Annotated in this window: 17 protein-coding genes; 3 read left to right on the top strand and 14 right to left on the bottom strand. The window is 57.3% G+C overall.

Annotation, left to right across the window (positions count from 1 at the left end; genetic code table 11):
* Window positions 1–116 precede the first annotated feature (116 nt).
* The gene (trpS, locus tag OZX62_RS00325; protein WP_277176081.1) at window positions 117–1,226 is read right to left on the bottom strand and encodes a tryptophan--tRNA ligase; all 1,110 of its coding nucleotides are present in this window, start codon (window positions 1,224–1,226) and stop codon (window positions 117–119) included.
* 140 nt (window positions 1,227–1,366) lie between these two features.
* On the opposite strand from trpS, the gene OZX62_RS00330 reads away from it, so the two are divergent.
* On the top strand, window positions 1,367–1,777 hold the full coding sequence (locus tag OZX62_RS00330; protein WP_277176082.1) for a DUF3073 domain-containing protein: 411 nt from the start codon (window positions 1,367–1,369) through the stop codon (window positions 1,775–1,777).
* A gap of 131 nt (window positions 1,778–1,908) precedes the next feature.
* On the opposite strand, the gene OZX62_RS00335 is transcribed toward OZX62_RS00330, so the two are convergent.
* Both OZX62_RS00335 and OZX62_RS00340 read right to left on the bottom strand, forming a co-directional pair.
* On the bottom strand, window positions 1,909–2,325 hold the full coding sequence (locus OZX62_RS00335) for a sterol carrier family protein (protein WP_277177102.1): 417 nt from the start codon (window positions 2,323–2,325) through the stop codon (window positions 1,909–1,911).
* Window positions 2,326–2,552: 227 nt separating this feature from the next.
* Complete coding sequence (locus tag OZX62_RS00340) at window positions 2,553–2,768, bottom strand: hypothetical protein (RefSeq protein WP_277176083.1); 216 nt, start codon at window positions 2,766–2,768, stop codon at window positions 2,553–2,555.
* Between the two features lie 189 nt (window positions 2,769–2,957).
* Here OZX62_RS00340 and OZX62_RS00345 point away from each other — a divergent pair, with 189 nt between their 5' ends.
* On the top strand, window positions 2,958–3,734 hold the full coding sequence (locus OZX62_RS00345) for a rhomboid family intramembrane serine protease (protein WP_277176084.1): 777 nt from the start codon (window positions 2,958–2,960) through the stop codon (window positions 3,732–3,734).
* 3 nt (window positions 3,735–3,737) lie between these two features.
* Here the strand turns inward: OZX62_RS00345 and OZX62_RS00350 are convergent, their stop codons facing one another.
* From OZX62_RS00350 to OZX62_RS00385, 8 genes are all read right to left on the bottom strand, one after another.
* Window positions 3,738–4,769 carry a D-alanine--D-alanine ligase gene (locus OZX62_RS00350; protein ID WP_277176085.1) on the bottom strand — a complete coding sequence of 344 codons (1,032 nt, stop codon included), beginning with the start codon at window positions 4,767–4,769 and terminating at the stop codon, window positions 3,738–3,740.
* A gap of 13 nt (window positions 4,770–4,782) precedes the next feature.
* Window positions 4,783–6,159: a PLP-dependent aminotransferase family protein gene (locus OZX62_RS00355; RefSeq protein WP_277176086.1), complete on the bottom strand. Its 1,377-nt coding sequence runs from the start codon at window positions 6,157–6,159 to the stop codon at window positions 4,783–4,785.
* A 237-nt stretch (window positions 6,160–6,396) separates the two neighbouring features.
* Window positions 6,397–6,705, bottom strand: a complete 309-nt coding sequence (locus OZX62_RS00360; protein ID WP_277176087.1) for a type II toxin-antitoxin system YafQ family toxin — start codon at window positions 6,703–6,705, stop codon at window positions 6,397–6,399.
* Window positions 6,692–7,006, bottom strand: coding sequence for a type II toxin-antitoxin system RelB/DinJ family antitoxin (locus OZX62_RS00365; RefSeq protein WP_277176088.1), 315 nt, complete (start codon window positions 7,004–7,006; stop codon window positions 6,692–6,694). Before OZX62_RS00365 ends, OZX62_RS00360 begins: the two co-directional genes overlap by 14 nt.
* A gap of 99 nt (window positions 7,007–7,105) precedes the next feature.
* Window positions 7,106–9,514, bottom strand: a complete 2,409-nt coding sequence (locus OZX62_RS00370; RefSeq protein ID WP_277176089.1) for a hypothetical protein — start codon at window positions 9,512–9,514, stop codon at window positions 7,106–7,108.
* A 161-nt stretch (window positions 9,515–9,675) separates the two neighbouring features.
* Entirely contained in the window at window positions 9,676–12,306 is a 2,631-nt protein-coding gene (murJ, locus tag OZX62_RS00375) for a murein biosynthesis integral membrane protein MurJ (RefSeq protein ID WP_277176090.1), read from the bottom strand.
* Entirely contained in the window at window positions 12,303–15,167 is a 2,865-nt protein-coding gene (locus tag OZX62_RS00380; protein WP_277176091.1) for a DUF6049 family protein, read from the bottom strand. The genes murJ and OZX62_RS00380 overlap by 4 nt, the downstream gene beginning before the upstream one ends.
* A complete protein-coding gene (locus tag OZX62_RS00385) occupies window positions 15,164–15,820 on the bottom strand; it encodes an NUDIX hydrolase (protein ID WP_277176092.1) in 657 nt (218 codons plus the stop codon). Before OZX62_RS00385 ends, OZX62_RS00380 begins: the two co-directional genes overlap by 4 nt.
* Window positions 15,821–16,345: 525 nt before the next feature.
* On the opposite strand from OZX62_RS00385, the gene OZX62_RS00390 reads away from it, so the two are divergent.
* Window positions 16,346–17,773 carry a CCA tRNA nucleotidyltransferase gene (locus OZX62_RS00390; RefSeq protein ID WP_277176093.1) on the top strand — a complete coding sequence of 476 codons (1,428 nt, stop codon included), beginning with the start codon at window positions 16,346–16,348 and terminating at the stop codon, window positions 17,771–17,773.
* A gap of 203 nt (window positions 17,774–17,976) precedes the next feature.
* Here the strand turns inward: OZX62_RS00390 and OZX62_RS00395 are convergent, their stop codons facing one another.
* The 3 genes from OZX62_RS00395 to OZX62_RS00405 form a co-directional block, all read right to left on the bottom strand.
* Window positions 17,977–18,606 carry a LytR C-terminal domain-containing protein gene (locus OZX62_RS00395; protein WP_277176094.1) on the bottom strand — a complete coding sequence of 210 codons (630 nt, stop codon included), beginning with the start codon at window positions 18,604–18,606 and terminating at the stop codon, window positions 17,977–17,979.
* Window positions 18,607–18,868: 262 nt separating this feature from the next.
* The gene (gene rsmA, locus OZX62_RS00400) at window positions 18,869–19,783 is read right to left on the bottom strand and encodes a 16S rRNA (adenine(1518)-N(6)/adenine(1519)-N(6))-dimethyltransferase RsmA (RefSeq protein WP_277177103.1); all 915 of its coding nucleotides are present in this window, start codon (window positions 19,781–19,783) and stop codon (window positions 18,869–18,871) included.
* Window positions 19,784–20,046: 263 nt separating this feature from the next.
* Window positions 20,047–21,495: a G5 domain-containing protein gene (locus OZX62_RS00405; RefSeq protein ID WP_277176095.1), complete on the bottom strand. Its 1,449-nt coding sequence runs from the start codon at window positions 21,493–21,495 to the stop codon at window positions 20,047–20,049.
* Window positions 21,496–21,600: the final 105 nt, after the last annotated feature.

The raw sequence follows: 21,600 nt of genomic DNA on the forward strand, positions 1-21,600 counted from the left end.
TTAAAGGCAGGCTTTGAATAGCGAAAAGGTCGGTCGATGCGAATCTGGGAATGGCTGATTGTCGCCATTTCGGATTTCGTATCGACCGACCTTTTGGTTCGACGAGTGTTTGAGGCTCAGTACTTCATGCCCATAGCGTCACGGACCTGGTCGAGGGTTTCCTCGGCGATGGCGTTGGCGCGCTTGTTGCCGTCGTGGATGATGTCGCGGATCGAGTCCATGTCCTTGGCCAGTTCGGCGCGGCGCTCGCGGTGCGGCGCGAGGAATTCGTTGACGGATTTGATGACGTACTGCTTCAAAGCGCCTGCGCCGGCATCACCGATTTCTTCGGCGATATCCTTCGGGTCGCGGTCAGTGACCAGTCCAGCTGTGGTTAAAAGCGCGGAAACCTGCGGACGGTTGACCGGATCAAACGTAATACGACGTTCGGAATCGGTCGGGCTCTTCTTGATGAGCTTGGCGGTTTCTTCCGCGGTGGCGCCGAGCATGATGGAGTTGCCGTAGGACTTGCTCATCTTGCGGCCGTCGAGCCCCGGAATCTCGGGGGCATCGGAAAGAATGGCCGTCGGCTCGGGGAAGACGGGATTTTTCTTGGCGTAACGCTCGTTGAAGCGGCGCGCGATGGTGCGCGTGATCTCGACGTGCGGCAGGTTGTCTTTGCCAATCGGCACGACGTTGGCCTTGCAGAAGAGGATGTCGCAGGCCTGATGGACAGGATAGGTGAGCAAGAGGCCGGTCAGGGCATGGCCGCTCGCCTCGGCTTCTGCCTTGACGGTCGGGTTGCGCAGCAATTCAGCTTCGGTGACCAGAGACAAGAACGGCAGCATGAGCTGGTTTTCGCAGGGAACCGCGGAATGCGCGAAAATCATGGTCTTGTTCGGGTCGATGCCAGCGGCGAGATAATCCAGGACCATGTTGAGCGTGTTGTCTTGGATGTGCTCGGTGGTGTCGCGGTCGGTGATGACCTGGTAATCGGCGATGAGCACGTTGGTGTGCACGCCCTTGTTCTGCATCGCGACACGCTCACGGATCGAGCCGAAATAGTGGCCGAGGTGCAGGCGTCCGGTCGGTCGGTCGCCGGTGAGCATGGTGAACTTGCCCGGATCCTTCTGGAGTTTGGCCAAAACCGCGTCAGAACGCTTCTTGGACTCGACAAAACTTGCGCTTATCTCGTTGCCCGCGGCAGTGACTTGTTCGTTTTCCACGTCGTTTTTTGCGTCCGCCATGACTCGCCCTCAATCGTTTGTAGTCCTTGAAAATCTTGTTTTTATGGTAAAAGTCTGAGCCGACAATGAAACGTGACGGATTGGGTGGTATCCTTCTATATTGATGGATTAATGCAAGCACAGAATCTTCAGGGGGTCAAATGGGCCGCGGACGTCAAAAGGCTAAACAGAAGAAAATGGCCCGTAAGCTTAAGTATTTGACAACCGATACCGATTATGACGAGCTGGCAAAGGAGCTTGGCGCGCAGGAGCCGGGAAGCGGGTCAGCCGATCCGTTCACTGAGGTTGAGAAGGAATATTCGCGCAATCATGGCGATCCTGATACGGATACGCATGCCGAGGCCGTAGATCAGCATGACGATTCGCCGGCCGTCGACGACGATTTGGACGATTATGCCAAGTGGGCCGCCGAAGCCGCAGCGAAGGCTTCCAGCGATGACAAGGCCAAGCCTGCCGTCAAGAAAGTCGCCATTCCCAAGCCGCACAAACCGATTCACATGCCTATTCCCAGTGCTTTGCGCAAGCCAAAGCCCAAGGACGACAAAGCCTGATTCGGTTTAGTCATATTTTTATTGAGGACTGTCAGAATATGTTCATCTGACAGTCCTCAATTTATTAACCAAGAAGAATCGTTAGATAGTAAATCAAGGTTATTTCGAGCGTTGCATTAAGCAACGTTTTGTCATTCCAGTGGCAGCAATGCGCTTAAATCGTCGCGCTCACCGATGGCACTGATACGGCCGGCGTCTTTTTCTTCCGACCAATTGGTCAGGCCGCACGCCAGCCGCAGCCAAACGTCCGGGTCGAGCTCGATGACGTCGGGCGGGGTGAGGTTATGCGGGTCCGAGGCGGGGCCATCGAGGATTTTCACCGCTCCCCAAGGTGCCACGCGCACTTCGACGCCGGGGCCTGGGGCCTTGTTCTCCAAGAGATAGAGCGAATATCGCACGGCCATCGCCCATGTGTTGCGTGGCAAACCGTCCGGCGAAAACGTAAGCCGTTCCTCAAGTGGTTCGCCTCGATGAGTGTCCGCCAACTTGCGCCACTGATCCAGTGCTGCCATGCCCTTCGAAATATCTTGTTCCCGTATCGCTGCCATAACGTCATCGTCCCTCACCTTGTGGACGGAATTAGGCCCAGGCATGCCGATGGTGGCAGTTCGCATCGTCCTCGCATTTATGGACGGAATGGGGTGGGAAGCGAGGTCTTGTCGGCTATTTCATTGCCATTTTCTTGGCGGATGGAACAACGGCACAGAGACATAGCAAAACCGCCGTACTGCCAACAAGGCAATGCGACGGCTTTGAATAATAAAATAAATAAAGGTCAGGCGGTAGCGGCTTCCGGGCCTGCTTCAGGCTTCGGATCGGCTTCCTTATCAAGACCCAAATCGACTGGCGAAGAGCTGTTTTCCCACGGCTCTTCCCACGGATCATAGTCGGGGTTCTGCTGCTTGTACATATAAAGGCCGACGACTGCAGCGAGCAGACCGCCGAAGAGCAGCGCAAAGAACTTCCAACCGTTAGAAGACTTGTTCTCCATGACGGCTCCTTTCTTAAGTGCCGGCTTGCGCGTCCAAGCCAACGTTGCTTCTATCCTAGCCGATATTTTGTGACAATTGGGTGCAAAGCCCATGAAAAGCGAAAAGTTCAAGGTTTCTTGATGCTCATATCAAGATTTTCGTGCACTTTTGCAGGTGGTCTTGTAGACTTCAATCGATAAAATATAACAATGACCAATGAGAGCAACGACATCCAGCACTGGTGGCGGAAATTCAGGTATCAATGGCAATCCAACGGCCCGGTGGTTACATGGGTGATTGTCGTTGCCTGCGTGCTGGTGTGGCTCGTGGAAGTGCTTTTCAAATACGGTTCGCCGGAGCGATTCAACAGTTTGATTTTCAACGGTTCGTTCACTTCGGGCCTGGCGATTGTGAAGCCGTGGACGTGGCTCACCTCGATGTTTATGCACGACCCGAACGTACTGCACGTGCTGGGCAACATGCTCACGCTGATCATCATCGGACCGTATTTGGAAGGTCTGCTCGGGCATTGGTGCTTCCTTGCGGTCTACCTGATTTGCGGGCTCGGCGCCTCTGACGGCCAGATAGTCTACAGCTATTTCACCAACGATTGGGGCATGTCCTCATACGGCGCTTCCGGTGCGCTGTTCGGGCTTTTCGGCGTGGTACTTCTTGTTTTCCGGCGCACGCATGAGGATATCCGTGGGATGGTGATTTGGATTATCCTCGATTTGGCGATGCCGCTTTTCGTGCCGCACGTGGCGTGGCAGGCGCACGTCGGTGGATTCGTGGTCGGCCTGGTGCTGGGCTGGTTGCTGCTGGACGGGATTCCTGCGCTGCGTCGCCGCCCGCTATGGGTGCGGACGCTGGTGTATGGTGCGGTTCTCGTCGTGCTGTTGGTGGTGCTGGCGGTGGTTCTGACGCCGCAATGGCTGATTCGCCTCGAGCTGCAAGCCCAGCAGCTCAATTTGCCGGGCTTGCCATAAGACTTACTTGTCGGCGCGATGCTGGCGCAGGACGGACTCGACCAGCTGCGAGTAGAGGTCGGCCAGGCTGTATCCGGCGGCGATGGCGGCTTGCGGAAGCTGCGAAGTCGCGGTCATGCCGGGGGCCACGTTCGATTCGAGGAACTGCGGGGTGCCGGACTCGTCGACGATGAAGTCAGTGCGGGAAATATCGCGCAGGCTCAGGGTGTTGTGAGCCGTCAGAGCCGCGTCCTGTGCCGCTTTGAGAACGGATTCCGGCAAACGAGCGGGAACGTAGAAATCGGTCGGGCCGGGGGTCACGCGGGCTTCATAATCGTAGTCGCCGTCAGGCGTGGCCACCTCAAGCGGCGGCAGAACGAGCGGTTCTCCGTCGATTTCCAGCACGGAGACCGAAATCTCGGTCCCGGTGACGGCCTTTTCAACCAGTGCGACATCACCATACGCGAAGCTGTTCACCATCGCTTGCGGAAGCTCTTCAGCCTTGTCGACGCGAGTGCAGCCCATCGCTGATCCGCCTTGGGTCGGCTTGACGAAAAGCGGCAGTTTCAACGATTTGACCAGCAAATCGACCACTTTCTTTGCGCCGAGCTCGCGGAACGTCGATTCGGGCAGCGCCACCGAAACCGGAGTGGAGAGACCGCCGAGCTTGCGTACCACGTTCTTGGCGATGGGCTTGCTCCAAGCGGTGCGCGAGGCTTTCGCGCGTGAGCCGATATATGGAAGGCCTACCATCTCGAGGATGTCGCGGATCGAGCCGTCCTCGCCGTTGGCGCCGTGCAGCAGCGGCCAGACGATATCGGGACGGGTCTCAGGGTCGCTCAGATACGGCAGCAGCTCGCTGTCCATATCGTGCACGGCGACGTTCCAGCCGGCTTCCTCAAGATAGCCGCCGACGCGATGCCCGCTGGAAAGCGATACGTCGCGCTCGTGGCTCATGCCGCCACAGATGACGAGTACCTTTGTTGCCGAGCGGTCGATTGGAGCGTGGTCTTTTGTTGGGGCTGCGTGCTTTTTGGCCTTGATATGCTTTGCCATGATTGATGCTCCTTCAGTCTTTCTTATCCGAGCTGCTGGAACGGCGTGCGTCCGCGTCAGCCTTTGCGGTGCCGAAGAGTTCGGCGGTCTTGAGCTCGTTGTTCATCACGCCTGCGAGACGCTGGATGCCCAGCTTGATCTTGTCCGGCGTCGGATAGCAGAACGAAAGACGCATGTGGTGCGTGCCGCTGCCGTCGAGGTAGAAGCCGGTGCCGGCCACGTAGGCGACTTTTGCGGTGATGGCGCGAGGCAGCATTTCCTTGGAATTCAAGCCTTCCGGAATCTTCAGCCAGATATAGAAGCCGCCCTTGGGTTTGTTCCACGAGCAGTACGGCAGGTATTCCTTCAGCGCCGCGTCCATGGTGTCGCAACGTTTCTTGTACATGCCGCGGTACTGGCTGATTTGGTTCTTCCAGTCGAAATTATCGAGGTAGGTGGTGATGGTCATCTGGCTCATGTTCGGCGGGCAGAGAATCGATGCCTCGTTGGCCAGGATGAGCTTCTTGCGGATTCCAGGAGGCGCTACGATCCATGCGATGCGCATGCCCGGTGCGATGATTTTGGAGAAGCTGGAAAGATAGACCACGTTTTCGGCGTCCATCGAACGCAGCGCGGGGTAGGTCTGACCGTTGAAACCGAGCAGGCCGTAAGGGTTGTCTTCCACAATGAGCACATGGTATTTGCGCGCAATCTCGATGATGCGTGGGCGGCGCTCGACGCTCATCGTCACGCCCGCGGGGTTATGGAAATTGGGCACGGTATAGAGGAACTTGACCTTTTTGCCGGCCGCAAGCTGGGCTTTGATAGTCTCTTCGAACGATTCGGGAATCAGCCCGTCCTTGTCGGTTTGCGCGTTGACCACGTCGACCTGGAAGGACGAGAAGACACCGAGCGCGCCCACGTAATTCGGGGCTTCGGCGATGACGACATCGCCCGGGTCGCACATGATGCGCGTGACCAGGTCGATGGCGTTCTGGGAACCGTTGGAGATGACGACATCGTCGGGCTGCACGTCCTTGATGCCTTCGAGCGCCATGATCTGCAGCACGTCCTCGCGCAGATGCGGGTCGCCTTGCGCCGAGCCATACTGCCAGGCCACGTCGCCCTTGTCGACGAGCATCTTGGCGATGAGTTCCGAGAGCTCTTTGAACGGCAAGTAGTCCAAATAGGGCATGCCGCCGGCCAGCGAAACCACATCCGGGCGCGAGGCTGTGGCGAACAAAGCCCGGATTTCCGAGGCGCGCATGTTGTCTGCGCGGGCCGCGTAGGAGTCGTACCACGGGTCGTTCTTGAAGACCTTGGATTCGCCGCTTACGTCGGTCGCGGAAGCCTTGGAACCATGGTGTTCGGCTTCGTTCGGTTTCCCGGAATTGTTCTTGTTTCCAGACATCAACCCATGCCTTTCCTCGGTTGCGGCCCGCGTCAAACGTGCGTCGCACGCCAAACAGATTTCATGCGTTTAAGCAATATAAGAGAAGACTTTAGTCGCCATATGCCACCGCGCAATCGCCCGCGAAAAACCGGCACCGCTTCAACACGCTTTCGGCGGTTCGTAACGGACCTGAATCTAAATGGAATGAAGATGCTCGATAAAAATGAGCGACATAGTCAGCATAATCGTGTTACCTTATTGCAACGGCCCTTGGAAGAGTTGAGCGTGCTCACCTATGCGCACGAGGCGAATAATCGGATTCGATTTGTGCGGCAGATACAGAACGACTACATCGACTTCTCCATCGGAAAGATGGAAATCAATGTGACCGTTATAGTTGCCGCCAGGATTATTCAATGGATGTGGCCGATATCCAGAAGGTACTTCGCCGTACTGAGCAAGCTCTTCGATGGCTGCCTGTAATTCTGCAACGAGAAACGGGTATCTTCGTCTGAATATTTCGTAATCTTTGACAAATTGCGGGTCGATTTTAATCTGAAACATGGTCGGCCTTTTGGTTGAGATAAGCCATTGCGGCCGCTGCATTGGTAAATGTCGGCGAGTCATCGGGCACTTTTCCGTCGGCTCTTTCCTTCGCATATTGCATGGCTTCGATGGTCATTTGGTTAGGGTCGAACGATTCGGGAAGCCGGACCGAAAAAGGGAACCCTCGGTCCTCGACGAATTTTTTAGCCATGACGTTGAACGCCGCCGTTGCGGAAAGTCCCAGCGCATTGGCTATGGTGTCGAATTGTTGTTTGAGTTCGCTGTCCATGCGCATAGTAAAAGCAGTAGTGGTGGCCATAATAGCTCCTTTGACATCAAATAGGTATATTCATGATACCAAAAGCACTACTAAATGCAATCTAAATTTGTTAAATATGTTCCGCTTGTTTTGAAACCCTCAGTACAGCGCGACGTGGTTGATGTAGAGGGAATGGTTGGGCAATGAGTCCATGGGGACCCAGAGCAGGAAGTCCTGCGACTTGACGGGCTTCTGCAGCTTGACCTCGGTGGTGCCGCTCGCGTCGAAGGTGAACTGGGCGACCCGCTGGCCCGCGTTCGGATCCTGCGCGGAGTTGGCGATGAGGTAACCGGTGCCGCCGGAAGTGCGAATCTGGACCACGAAACGGGTGACGGTGGCCGGCTGGCTTATGTGCATGTAATACGCAAGGCCGTCCTGTCCGGCCGGGCTCTGGTAGAACTCCTGCTTGTCGATGGTCAACGGCGTATTGTTCACCGGCAGCGATGGCGCGGGAACGGCTTTGGCGTTTTTGTCGGCGGTGATCGCTTTGGAGTTCGTGCCGCTTGCGGACTTAGAGGAGGAGTTGTTTGACGAGCCGTTTTGCTTATTGGCGTTGTTGGAATCGGCTGAGCCTTGGTCCCCGCTTTCGCCTCCGTCGCCTTGTGCGCCGAAAGGCACCTTGTTGAGGTTCATGTTGGGCCATGGGTCGGAGTTCGACTGCTGATAGGTGCCGGCGTTTTTGCTGTTGTGATCGACCAAGACGAACGCGGCGACGCCTGCGGCAGCGAGAATCAGCACAATGACGGCGATGATGGCGACGACTTTGGTGGTGAGCTTGCCAAGCAACGGGGTATCGGCGATATCGTCGCTGGTCGGGTTGTCGGATTCCTGCTGCGCCTTCTGCTGAGGCGTGAAGCTGGGAGGGGTGATGACCGGATTGGCTGCATCGATGGCCTCCCGCTCCGCTTCGAGCGCGGCCGCGGACTCATGCCCGGGCTCGATGAAATTGCCTTCGGTGTCGAGCAGCGGGATACGGCCCGTTGCCTCGGTACGGTTGCCGGGATTGGTATCGTTATCGCCAGAGCCATTGCCTTTCATGGCGAAGTCGAATTGCATCGTCGGGTTCGTGGTCTGTACGGTGTTCTGGTCGAAATCCGGGAAAATGGAGTCGTCGGCCGTCGAATCGAATGATTTGAAAGCGTCGGCCATTTCCGCTGCGGCCAGATCGTGCAGATCCATGCGCGGGGCCGCGACGTTGTTGAGATCATCGGAGTGGTGCTGATTACTGCCGGACTTGCCGCGTTGACGCCACCATTTCGAGTATCGGTCTTGTGAGGGGCCGGCCGGTTTTGCATTATTGGCGGCACCGGCAGCTCCACGAATACCGGGGATGCCCGGAACGCCTTGTGTACCGGGCTTTTTCGGCATTGGCAACGGCGCCGAGTTATTTTGCGATGAGGCCGCCTTTGAGCTTGCGGACGTGTAGCCGGAAGTGCGGTTGGCGTTTGCGCCTGCGGATTTCGGTTGGTTCATCCAACCGGCCTTTGCCGAATTAACGCGGGACTGGCCGGAAGGTGTAGGAATCACAGAAGTGGCGTCAGAATCGGCGCGAGCTGCTGTGCCCGCCCGTTTTCGCGCCGCATTGGCTCCAGCTCCAGCAGCACCTGCTCCAGCGGCGCTGGCGGCCTGACGTGCTCGGAACTGCAACTGGTTGGTCGAAAGATTCTGCGGAAAATCAAGCAAATTGCCCGGCCGCGCCCTGCGCAGTCGAAGCCTTGAAATGGAAGCTTCACCGTCGGAATTCGGCCGTTTCAGCTCGCTCGCTGGGAGCTGTGCCACCGGCTTGACGGACCCGAGCAAGGCGACAAGCTCGGACAGCGAGACCATCGAAAGAGTCGGCCTGCCGTCCACGTCCGTGATGGACAATCCGCGATCGCAGATGATGCGCAGCTCTTCGGGTGTGTCCTCAGGAAGCGCCGAAAGGTCGAAACTCTTGATTTCCGAAGTCCATTTGCCGGTGAGCATCGCGTAAAGCAGTGCGGCAAGCTCATGAACCGCCAGCATTTCCGGCTCCAGATGCTGTTCTTCAGGAGTGCTGACAAACATCGCTTCGAGAGGTGCGTCGGTAATTTGGACGCCTTTTGATGTAATACGTACGATGTCGGTGCTCAGCGCCTTCATTTTCAGATCATCGCGCAGCAGCGTTTCCAAGCCATTCGCGGCTTCTGCGATGATGGAATGCATGGCTTCGTAGCCAAGCTTGCGCGTGCCATGCCCGATGAAATTGTTGAGTGAAAGCCCTTGATCAAGACGCGTGATGAGCACGGGAATATCGCCGACGTGCTGTATTTGGATAACCTGCGTGAAATGCGGGTTGCGCGAAAGGGTGAGCGTTGAGGCAATCGCCTCGAAGCTGGGGATGGCTGCCTTGTCGGTGAGGATGAAAAGCTGGCAATCGCGCGCGAGGATTCGGTCGTTGGCTTTCCAAGCCTCGAGCCCGGGTATGCTACGCAGCGGCGACACCAACGTATATCTGCTGATGACGATATCTCCCAGCTGTGGCTTCATAATTTCCTCGACCCTACACGCAAACGAAAGTAAAAAATATCAGGCGGCTTGCCGTCTGTTTCATTCTATCCATGGCCGTGGCCGGGGCGTAAGTTTTTGTGACAAGGTTTCGTGTCGATTTGTCGTATATCCTCGGTTTGGTGGCGTTCGGGCACGCGCTGTCAGCGTGCGTGGTGACGGGGAGCCTTGGAAATCTGGGTTTCGAAGGCCGCTTCCTCGGCTTCGCCAACCGGCGGCAAGCCCAGCGATGCTGCGGTCAGCCAAGTGAAATTATCGGGTGGGGCAGGGAATTGAGAAACGGTCTTGGCCGGAATTTGCGGTTTGACGGTGGCGTCGTTTTCCGCATTGGTATCGGCTTTGGGTTGCCGGGACGGCATATCCGTGGTGTCGAAAAGCGGTTTGATCTGCGAAGCCGGGCGCTCGCCATAAGATGAATCGGCGGAATCGGTGGGCTCAATGGGGAGTGCTGGAAGCTCGGCGTGCTCAGCGCTTTCCGGTTCTGACAGGGAGGGGGCGGAGGGGAACGTCAGGTTGTCGGATATTCCGAAATCCTGGAATAGGCTCGAATTCTCGGATTCCAAGGCATCAAACGACGTCACCGGGTCTTGCAATGCCGATGCCGCTGCCGGAGAATCTTGTACGTCTTCATCGATTAGTCGATTATCGTTGGAAATATCGCTATCCGATAAATTATTGTCCAAACGGCCGCTGTTATTTTTTGATAATTTTTCACTCAAAGGGTTGAAAGCAACCGGGGCATAATGCCGCGCACCACTCACGCCGGACGGAAATCTGTCTCCCGGAGTATGGGAAGACCTCGTTTCCGTATCGGCGGAATTGGCGTTTGTGAAAGGCATACCCTCTACTGTAGCCGTATTTGCTGTTGGGGACGAGTTTGAAATGTTCGAATTCTGTGTTGTATCGCGGTTTCCGAGCTGTATGATGTCCTGAAATTCGGGTGCTGCAAAATTGCCGGGAACGGTTGCGTTCTCGATTTTCTCGGTTTTGTCGGGAATATCCGCATCCTGGATTTCCTGTGTATTTTCGACGTTTGTATCGGAGGTATTTTTAGTGTTTCCGGTATTTTCGCCGTTTTCATCATTTTCAGCATTAGCGCCGCCGGGAACCCTGATACCGAACCTGCCGGCCATCGAGCGGACAATCGGCATCAATTCCTGTGTACGAAGTGCCCACAGCGTACCCACATAAAGCAGGGCGATGATAATGGCGAGCACGCAGCAGACGCCGACGGCCTGGAACCAGTTCATATGCCCGCCGCGCACGCCCGCGCCCGGCTCGATATCGGCGCCGAACAGTCCATAGACCGGGTAGCGCAGCAGCGTGCCGCCGGCGACGGCGACAAACGAGGCGATAATCCCCTTGCCGAATGCCGTAGCGATGCGTTTGCCGTCAAGCCGGCCGTTGAAACGCTTTCGCACCATATAGACGATGACAGGGAAGGCAAAGATGAACGACAACGACATCGTCGCGCCCACTGTGGTGGCCCAGTTGAACGGCGAGATGAACAGGATCGCGATGACGATCATCAGCGCTTGCCCGCCTGAAACCAGAAGGGTGAAGAAGAAGGGATGGTAGCCGTCTTCGAAGGCGTAGAACGTTCGTTGGATGATCAGATAGGTCGAGGAAAACGGCAGGCCGATGGACAGCGCGGCCAAGGGTCCGGCCATCAGTACCGCTTCCTTGACGCTGACGCTGGGCAGCAGGGCAAGCGTGATCGGCGTGGGGATGACGATGAACATCACGCTGAACAGGCACATCATCAGCCAGACATTGCGCAGCGAAGCGCTGAGATCCTCACGAGCACCGTCGATGTCACGATCGGCGATGGCCTGCGAAATCTTGGGGAACATCGCCGTGGCCACCGATGTGGCGATGAGCGAATAGGGCAGGATATAGATGGTGTTGGCGTTCCAATAACTCGCGTTGCCGGCCATGTCGAGCGCGTTGAGATGGAGCTGCGCCGCTTTGCCGGGCACGCTGGTGAGCACGCGCTGGTTGACGATGGTCTGCAGCTGGTCGACGACGACGATGCCAATACCCCACGCCGCCACCGAACCCATCGAACGCAGGCCGAAACCGTGGATGCCCCAGCTTGGCCGATAGTGAAGCCCGATTTTACGCAGCGGCAGGAACAAGATCAGCGCTTGGAAAGCGACGCCCAGCGTCCACGCGCCCGCCGTCAAGGCGATTTTCTCGCTGGTCCAGAAACTCAGGGGTTGCGTGTTCGCGCGGCCGAACATGAAGATGAACGCGGTGAACCCGATGCAGCTGATGACATTGGCGCCCACCGAGCTCCAGGCGTAGGTGCCGAAATGGTCTTTGGCGGCGAGGATCTGGCCGAGAACGGTGTAAAGGCCGTAGAAGAAGATCTGTGGGACGCACCAGAAGGTGAACGCGGTGGCGAGGGCCAGCATATCGCGGTCGCCGTTGACGTAGAGGCGCGTGAGCGGCGGGGTGAGCAGCGCCACGAGCAGCGTCACGGCCAGCAGCAGGACGATGGCGAGGGTGACCAGCTTGTTAAGCCGGTCTTGCGCGTCCTTCTTTTTCAGCGTGCGCACGATTTGCGGGACGAGCACCGCGTTGAAAATACCGCCGGAGACCAAGGTGAAGATGACCTGGGGAATCTGTGAGCCCGCTTGGTAGGCGTCGGCCGCCATGCCCGTCGTGCCGAGGGCCGCGGCGAGCAGGATGGTGCGAATCTGGCCAGTGACGCGGCTTGCGGCCGTCCCCACGGCCATAACCATCGAATTATGACCTACAGATGAGCTCATTCGTCGGGATCTTTCTTACGGTTGAATTGGCGCCACAGGCCGAGTGCGGCAAGAACCAGCGCGACGGCGATGAAAATGATGCCGCTCATGTCGCTTAGGCGCAATGTGCTGGTGATGTGTGTCGACTGCGGGGCGGAGAACGCGTCTCCCCTGCGGTCGGCGAGCGTCAGATGCGCCGTGGCCGTGCCGCTCGTGGAGACTCGGACGTTGAACGTGGTTTGGGCCTCGCTGCGGGCCGGTATGGAAAGCGTGACGAAACGCGTCGTAACGATTTCCATCGAATCGGAAAGCGAGGAAATCTTGACTGTGACCGGATAAGGATGGTTATTGCTCACCGTCACCGGCATTTTCGCGGATTCGCTTAGAACGGTGATGGATTCCGAAGGTGTGATCTTGATACCGTTCATCAGTTGGGCCGCAAGGTTCTGGGCGCTCGCAGTCATCCGTTTGGCCATGGCGTCGTTGTCTGAAAGTGCGTGCAGGGCAAGGGCGTTTTGCATCGAGGAGATGGCGGCGATCCAGTCGCAGCCGTTCTTCGAGCGTTTCGCCGTTGCGTCCGCGTCTTGGCGGGCGAGGGCTTGCGCGTCACCAGTGTCGGTTTTGCCGCCGTTGACGTTTCCGTTCGCGTTGTTGGAGTTGCCGTTGCCCCCATTGTTGCCATTGGCGTTTGAGGGCGACGAAGGAGAAGTATTTGCGGAATTATTTGAATTATTCGAACCGCTGGTTTTGGAGGAATCTGCCGACTTGCCTGATGTGCCGGCTGTGTTCGAGCCGGAACCTGAACTCGAGCTTTCCGCGTTGTCTGATTTTCCGCTGGTTTTCGCACCAGACGAACTATTCTGCCCGCCCTGCGTTTTCGAAGCCCCGGAGTTATTCGAATTATTTGAATTATTCGAACCGCTTGTCGAACCTGATGTTCCAGAGGTTCCTGAACTCCCGGACGCTGACGAATCCGAAGAAGATTCATCAAGAATGGAATTATTGAACCGGTCGATATCGTTTTTGCTCGCGGTGAGCGTGGCAAGCGTCTGGCGAATGCCTTGCAGTGCGGAAGTGCGAATGTTGGACGAACCGGGCACCATACTTTCGGCTTTTTCCCCGGAAAGATAGGCATCGGCCTGGCCAAGCTCGCCCATATTGCTCAGCTTCAGCCAAGGCGCCTGTTCCACCGTTTGCATCAACGTATCTGCGTCCTGCGCGTTGTTTTCGGAATTCGCAGTGGAAGTGTCGAAGCAGATCAGCAGATTGCGTGTGGCGTAGGGGCTTTCCATCTGGTAAAAAGCGCTTTGGGCCATGAAGCGTGCCAGTCTGCCCGCGGGGCTCGATTCTCCGTCCACGGTTTTATCGGTCGGTTTTCCTTGCGCGAGCCGGCTCAGCTCGTCCTGCGCGGTGAGCACGGTGACGTCGCCGGCGGAGGTATGAATGGTGTATTTGCCGGTGCGGGTCGTGGAATTGGTGGTGCCGTCCTCCACGCTCGTGGTGTCAGGCGCGATGACGGTGGAATAGCCCTGCTGCCTGGCCGTTTCCAGCGAGTTCATCGTCCACTGCCCTCGCCCAGGCCAAGCGTAAGCCTGCGCGTTCGCATTGCCGTCGCCGAGCGCGTCGCGGTATTCCTTCAGCCCCGTTTCCGTATTCCAGTCTTTGGCCGTAATTCCCGCTTTTTCGTAAGCGGTGCCATCGTTAATGGCCGAATACGCAGTGATATCGAAATCGCCGGGCTGCATGATTCCGCTGGTTTTCGGCGGTACGGGAAGGCTTTGCGCCAGCGTCGGATCCGTGATCACCTGCAAGCCGGGATGCTTGTTGATCAGTTGCTCGACGGTTTGGGAAAGCCTGTGCGTATTGACGATTTTGGTGGTATCGCCCTCCCCCGCGGTCATGAACTGCGTGAGCTTCTGGCCGTCGACCTGCCAGCCGTCACTGGTCAGCGGCATGACGACGGTGACGTCCATCGGCGGGGTGTTGGCGGTGTTGAGCCCATCGCTGGAACGGGTCAGGAACGTGTGGGTGCTGTTGAGGTAGTTGTCTTGCGATTTCGAAGAAGTGCCCGCGTTCTCGGAAGGATTCCGGACGAACGAATAATCGACGCGCACAGGTTTCGGGCCCCACGAAAGCATGTTTTTCAGGCTCGGCTGGTCCGGGTTCGCGTCGATGGCAACGCTGGTTTTCTCGCCTTTTGCAATCGGCGGGACGTTGACCTCGCCAATCTGGTTGGGCACTTGGATTCGCGAATTTCCCTGCGCCCACTGCTGCAGATCCGATCGCGAAACGAAGGTGTAATAATCGTTGACGGCAACGGTCAAAGTGCCCGCCGGAAGCGCGTCGTTGCTCGTGTTTTTGATGACTACGTTCAGGTGGTAGCCGGAGTTCGAAGTGACCACGGGCGTTGAGGCCGCGATGGTCACTTCGGCGTCCTTTTCGGCGGCACTGGCGCTGGAATCGTTTTGGCTGCCAGTATCGGCGCTGGGTTGTGCTGAACGCATCAAAGAAGATGAGGAATTATCGGAAGAGCCTGGAGCGGTTGTCGTTTGCAGATTCGGCGATTGCGCTTTGGAAGCGCCGCTTTGCTGAGAAGGATCCGGCTGAGTTGGTGCCGCAGGGCTGGCTGGGCCTGTTTTAGAGGGATCATTTGCCGTGGATGGATTGGCAGGAGCGACCAGAGAGCCTCCCGGATTCGTGCTACTGGCGGGCGGGTTGGTTTCCCCGGGTTCCACCGCAATCGCGCAGGCGGGCGTAAGAGCCAGAGCGGAGGTGCAGAGCAGGGCTACGACGGACGAAACAATCGCCGAAATCCGAGTGGAGATGGGCGATTGTTGCTTATGCGTATTGCCGTCGGGGACGCAGGGGTGCGAGTGTTTCAACCTTCTGCCTGCCTGTTCAGTTTCTTGGCGTAAAGCCACGCGATTTTACGTTCGTTAGGATAGCTCAGCACTCTGTCAAGGTCATCGAAATCCACCCAGATGGCGTCTTCCGCCTCGTGGTCCGGGTCGCCTTCCACCGTGAGCGTGCCGCCGATCTGCCTCAGCGCGAAGTGATGAACCAGCTTGTGGACGCGTTCGGACTGGCCGGTGAACCAATAATCGATGGTGGCGATGGAATCGATGACCTCGCCCATTATTCCGGTCTCTTCGTGCACCTCGCGCACCGCGGTCTGCTCGGGGGTCTCGCCTTTTTCGATATGGCCTTTCGGCAGGCACCACTCAAGGTGGCCGCTGCGCGAGTGGCGTGCGATGAGCGCGACGCGGTTGTGTTCGTCAAAAATCAAGCCGCCGGCTGAATATTCGCGAGCGACGGGCAGCTCCTGAGCGTCCAAAGTAGCGAATTTCATCGGACCGTGAGTGGCACGGTGATGTGGCATCATCTTCGGCGTCGGCGCCCCATCCGGCTCGATGAAGCGGACGATACGCCCCTCGGACTCCGAAGTATAGAGCAGTTTGTCTTGCTTCTCCGCGTTTTGGGTGTGGTCGCCCGAAGCGTTGGCCATCATGCGGGCCAGGTCTGCGGGCGTAATCATACCTCCAGCTTACTCAGAAGGATGTGCAGGTAGGGTAACGGAATGCTTTTCGCCGTTTTACAATTATCCCGGATTGGCTGGTCGGTTTTGCCGGATGTGTCTCCGATCCCGTAAGGACTGTGCGGGATGATGTTGGATTGGTAGTGCAGTACAGCACGGAGTCTTGCTCGGCCGTCAAAATCGCTTCCCTGCTACATAGATGACATTATTGAAAATGGGGAATGGCGGAATATCAACGAATCACATTTCGGATTGCCACACGTCTGCAGCACGGAAACGTTTTTATGGTAGTCTTTTGCTTCCCTGCTGTGGTTGCCGTGCATATTGAAATAGAGAATGGCGAGTTTCCGACGAATCGTATTTTTGATAAATGATTGTGTGCAGCACGGAAGCCATGTCGGTGCTTTTGGAGCTTTCGGTGCTGTAAATTGCGGTATCAGTGATTGAATTCTTGATTCCTGCGCGTGCGTGCAACGGTGACGGTATGCTGGAAAGCGCGTGAAATTCGAACGTTGGAGGCAAATCGTGGAGTTTGAGGTGTGGCCTGAGGCCATTGAGCTGGGGCACATGTTTGCAGAGCAGGGTTACGAGCTTTCGCTGGTGGGCGGGCCCGTGCGCGACCTGCTGCTGCACCGGAAAAGCCATGACCTTGATTTCTGCACCTCCGCGCGGCCGGAGCAGTTTGAGCTGATTTTGAAGCGCTTCGGCCATGATGGATTTTGGGATATGGGCCGCAAGTTCGGCACCTTGGGTGCGATGCGGCGTCGTGAGGACGGCACTGAAGTCAAGGTCGAAGTCACCACGTATCGCTCTGATAAATACGACCCGGACTCCCGCAAGCCGGAAGTGAGCTATGGAGATTCGCTTGAGGGCGACCTTTCCAGACGCGATTTCACCGTCAACGCTATGGCTCTGCGTGTGCCCGACCTTGAATTCGTCGATCCGTTCGGCGGTGCCAGCGACTTGGCCAAAGGCATTCTGCGCACGCCGGTCGACCCGCGCCAATCCTTCGAGGACGACCCGCTGCGCATGATGCGTGCGGTGCGGTTCGTCGCCCAGCTCGGCTTCCGCATCGAGCCGGACACTGCCGAGGCCATCACCGACATGGTCGATCGCATCTCCATCGTTTCCGCCGAGCGCGTGCGTGACGAAATCACGAAGCTGCTGCTTTCCGAACGTCCGCACGAGGGCATCGAGGCGTTGGTCGATTCCGGTTTGGCCGATATTGTATTACCTGAGATTCCGGCGCTGAAGCTGGAGATCGATGAGCATCACCGTCATAAGGACGTTTTCGAGCACACGCTCATGGTGCTCGACCGTGCGATTGCGCTGGAAACCGGTCCCGACGGCCCCGTGCCGGCTCCCGACCTGACGTTGCGTTTGGCCGCGTTGCTGCACGACATCGGCAAGCCTGCCACGCGTCGCTTCGAGCCTCACGGCAAAGTGAGCTTCCATCATCACGACGTGGTGGGTGCCAAGCTGGTGCGCAAACGCTTGAAGGCACTGCGTTTCGACCACTATATCGTCTCCGACGTCAGCGAATTGGTGAACCTGCATCTACGGTTCCACGGCTACGTCGACGAGCCTTGGACGGACTCGGCCGTTCGCCGGTATGTCAAGGATTCCGGCCATCTTTACGAACGTCTGAACCGCCTCACCCGTGCCGACGCCACCACGCAGAACAAGCGCAAGGCGTTGATGTTCTCGGAGGCGATGGACGAGCTTGAGGCGCGCGTCAAGGAGCTCAAGGAGCAGGAGGACTTCGACGCGATTCGCCCGGACGTCAACGGCAACGAAATCATCGAAATCCTCGGTATCAAGCCCGGCCCACAAGTCGGCCGCGCCTACAAACACATGCTCGATTACCGCTTGGATCACGGCCCTGCCGACCACGACACCGCCGTCGCCGAACTCAAGCGTTGGGCTGTGGAAGAAGGATTGATCGCCGAGTAGGCGCCAGAAAACTCGTGCAGGCCGCCAGCTAAGCCAGTGACCCGCACAAATCAATATAAATAGGACGATAATAAGCAACGCCCTACGATGAAAATCAACGGGTTGAAAGTTTTAGAGACTCACACCTTGTACCCGTAGTGGACGATTTCACCGATACGACGAACATATCACAATGGTGTTTGACTCTCAAACGTCCAGAGCGATTACTTCTTGGGCTGGCGGAAGTCCTGCGGGAGCTTGGCTTTGTCGACCTTGCTCAGTGGAGTGCAGCCCTCGATGTTCTTGATTTGGGAACCGACGGTGGGCAGTGAGCCTTTTTTCGTCAGATCGGTGAATGTCGAGCCGATGACCACGCTCACGACCCCGTCCTGCCTGTTGTCCATCACCAGTTTCGCGTCAGTGAAGTTGCTATACACCGTGTAAGCCTGCCAGATATTGTTGACCCCGTAGTAGATGGTGGTCCGCTCGACTTTTCGCGAAGTGAAATCGCCGACGCTGGAGACGTTGAAATGGCGGTTGGTCAATGCGTCGCCGACCGCCCGAGCGAGGCCGACCGCCTTCGTTCCATTGAGCACGTTGACTTCCACGCTGTTGTTTGGCTGATACATGGCCGGGCTTTTCTTCGGATCGTCGGTGGCGCAGACGAGCGGTGCCCCGAAATTGGTTTGCGCCTGTGGCACGCCGGCGTTGCTTTTGCCAAGAGAATGGAAAAGGGTGAAGAATGCGACGACCAGTGCGACGACCAGAATGGCCGCAATCGTTGAAAACACGCGCATCTGACGGTGATGCACATACTTCTTGCGTGCCTGACGTTCGTCACTAAATTGCTGCATGTTTCGTTCCTGTCAACCGTGCCTGCGCCAATTCCTGCAGGCTCGTGGGCTCACCCGACGCGCGTAGGATTTGGCGAAATATCGACGTTTTCACTTTACCGTGAGAGTGTGACGCGCTGGGCGGATATCCGGGTTCGGCCGTTGCCGAGCCGAAACCTAGAGCTGATGTATTGGACTAAAATTCACTAGATTCGATTGAATTGAATTAGACCAGGTGGATCATATCGGCATTCCGGGCAAGTGATAGGCCGAACGAGCGGAATCAGCCTTCCATCGCTGCAGCCAATGCAACGAATTCATCGATGGTCAGGGTCTCGCCGCGTCTGGTCGGATCGATGCCGGCTTGTGTGAACGCTTCCATCGGCACCAACTTTTTCAGGGCTGCGTGAAGGGTTTTGCGGCGCTGCCCGAATGCTGCATCGATAAGCTGGAACACCTTCTTGCGATTGGCTTTCGAGGCTAGTTTGTCTTTGGAACCCTCGTCATAACGGGTAAACGAAACCAGCGCGGAATCGACGTTCGGCGCGGGCCAGAAAACGTTGCGGCCCACCAGCCCGACGCGCTCGGCGCGGCCATACCACGCCAGTTTCACGCTCGGCGTGCCATAAATCTTTGAACCGGGTTTGGCCGCGAGCCGATCAGCCACCTCCTTCTGCACCATGACTAGAAAATGGTCGAGATTTTCGAATCGCTCGAGCAGCGTCAGCAATATTGGCGTCGCCACGTTGTACGGCAGATTGGAAACGAGCGTGAATGGGTTGCTGTTTTCAAGATTCGGCGCAAAATCAGGCAGCGTCGCGGGACTCAGGCTCATGGCATCGGCCGTGACGACGGTAAGTCGATTGGCCGCTTCCGGCATGAATTCGGCAACGGTTTCCGGCAGGCGTGCGGCCAGTGCCGGGTCAATTTCCACCGCGGTGACGGCAGCGCCAGTTTCCAGCAAAGCCAAGGTAAGTGAGCCCAATCCCGGCCCGACTTCAAGCACTTTGGTATCGGCTGTAACGCCAGCCTCGCGCACAATGCGTCGTACGGTTCCCGGGTCGATCACAAAGTTTTGCCCGAATTTTTTGGTCGGGCTGATCCCTGCTTCGGCCGCAATCCGCCGGATATCCCCTGCACCCAGCAAGTGGCCGGTATGTGGCGGATTGCCGTCTGCCAAGCCGCTCTCGTCCGTCATCTGTTCACTCATGTTTTCAAAGATACCCTTGGTACGCGAATCGATAGGTTTGCGAGCTGGGAGTGCTGCCGAGATTGCAGCTATAAATGGCTGAAAGTATCGGATATGACTTATGGCTTAGGTTCGTGAGGCTGAAGTTTCGGTGATAATTGAAACTTTGGGGGTGCAAAGAGGCCAAGTGCCAGACGTAACTGAAACATTCAGTCAAAAAGGTAGCGTCAGCTGCGGCCGCGGTTTTGTAAGAACGACCGAAACCCAATCGTTTAATACCAATGATTCGCATTCCAGAAAACGCGGGCCGCGTTCGGGCTGCCGTAACGCCCGTTGATATAGGTCAGACCAGCGGCGATCTGCGTGGCGCCGTTATCCGGCCAGTCGGTCTGGCTGGTGTACAGGTAATAATAAAGAATCTGCGGAATGCCGTATGCGGTCGAATTCGGGTTTCCTGCATTCCAGCGCCAACCGGATTCGTGATCCCAAATCCATACGAGGTTACTCCAGTTGTCTCCGGTCCAGCCATATTGCGCTGCAGCGCCCTGAGCGTAGATTTGCGCCGCTTCGCGTGATGGATGCCAAAGTCCGCCACCCGATGGGGCCGAAGGTGTCGGGGCTGGAGTCGGTGCGGGAGCCGGAGCGGGCGCTGGAGCCGGGGTAGGTGTCGAAGGCTGTGAAGGCTGGCTCGGCTGGCTGGGCTGCTGCGAAGGAGTCGAAGGCGCGGGCGTGGACGAACTCGAATTGCTTGAATTGTCGTTGCCCTTGTTCGAATCGCTGTTGCTGTTTGAGCCGCTATCGGAGCCGGAGCCAGAACCGGAATTGCTATTGCTGCCACTGCCGCCCGTTGAAGGCGCAGGAGTGGGTGCGGCGGGTCCGACGGCTACGATTTCTTCGACCGGTGCTTGCGAGACGGCTTCGGATTTGAGCGTTGAGCTTTCCGCTTGGCCATCGACGTACGTGACGTCGTAAACCTGTTGTTTGTTGCCGTTTTGGCCGGCTTGGCGAATCTCGGTCTGGCCGGGCTGCAGGCTGGAATCGACCACAGTGCGCGTGGGGAAGGCTACGGCGACGTTCTTGGTTTCCTGGCCGTGTGTGACGCGCTGGACGCGAAGGATGGTCTTTCCGTTCTCTTCGCTGACGTTGACGCGGTCGTCTTTGCCGATGGTGATGTTCTTGGAATCGAGAATCGAGGCGGCCGTAAGCTTGCCGTTGGGCGCGACGGACGTCTTGCCGTCGGCGATCACCGTCACCGGGCCGGCCTTGTTGATCACGAATCCGCCGGTAAGTTGGTTATAGACGTTGCCGACATTGACCGAGACCTTGGAGGCGTTCTGGTCATTGGCTTTGAAGAAGCCGAGCAGCTGGTCGGCGCTGGTGGCGTAGGTCCAGAAAGGCACTTCCTGACCTTGGATGTTGATGGTGGTCTGGTAGGCGCTGCGCACGGTGACCACGTCATTGTTTTTCAGGCCGGCCAGCTTGTCGGTGGATTCGATGAAATCGTGCGATTTGGTCTTGACGCCTTGCGATTCAAGGAATCTGGGTACGGAGGCCGAATAGGTGGTGACGGTTTTGGTATCGCCGTTGACCGTCAGAGCAACGCTTTTGCGTGCGGTGATCGCGAAGAAGATGATGCTGGCCAGCAGCACCACTCCCACGCAAACCGCCACGCGAACCCTGCGCAAAGTGACGAACCGGCGTGGCGTCCATCGACGTGCCATCCAAACCCCCTGAAGTAATTTGCCGAGCATACCGCGATTACCGGGCATACCCATTGTCATAATCAAGTCTACAGTCTATCGGTTTCGCTGTGGGGGTTGCAATGC

The sequence above is a fragment of the Bifidobacterium sp. ESL0690 genome, assembly GCF_029392315.1.
GTDB lineage: Bacteria > Actinomycetota > Actinomycetes > Actinomycetales > Bifidobacteriaceae > Bifidobacterium.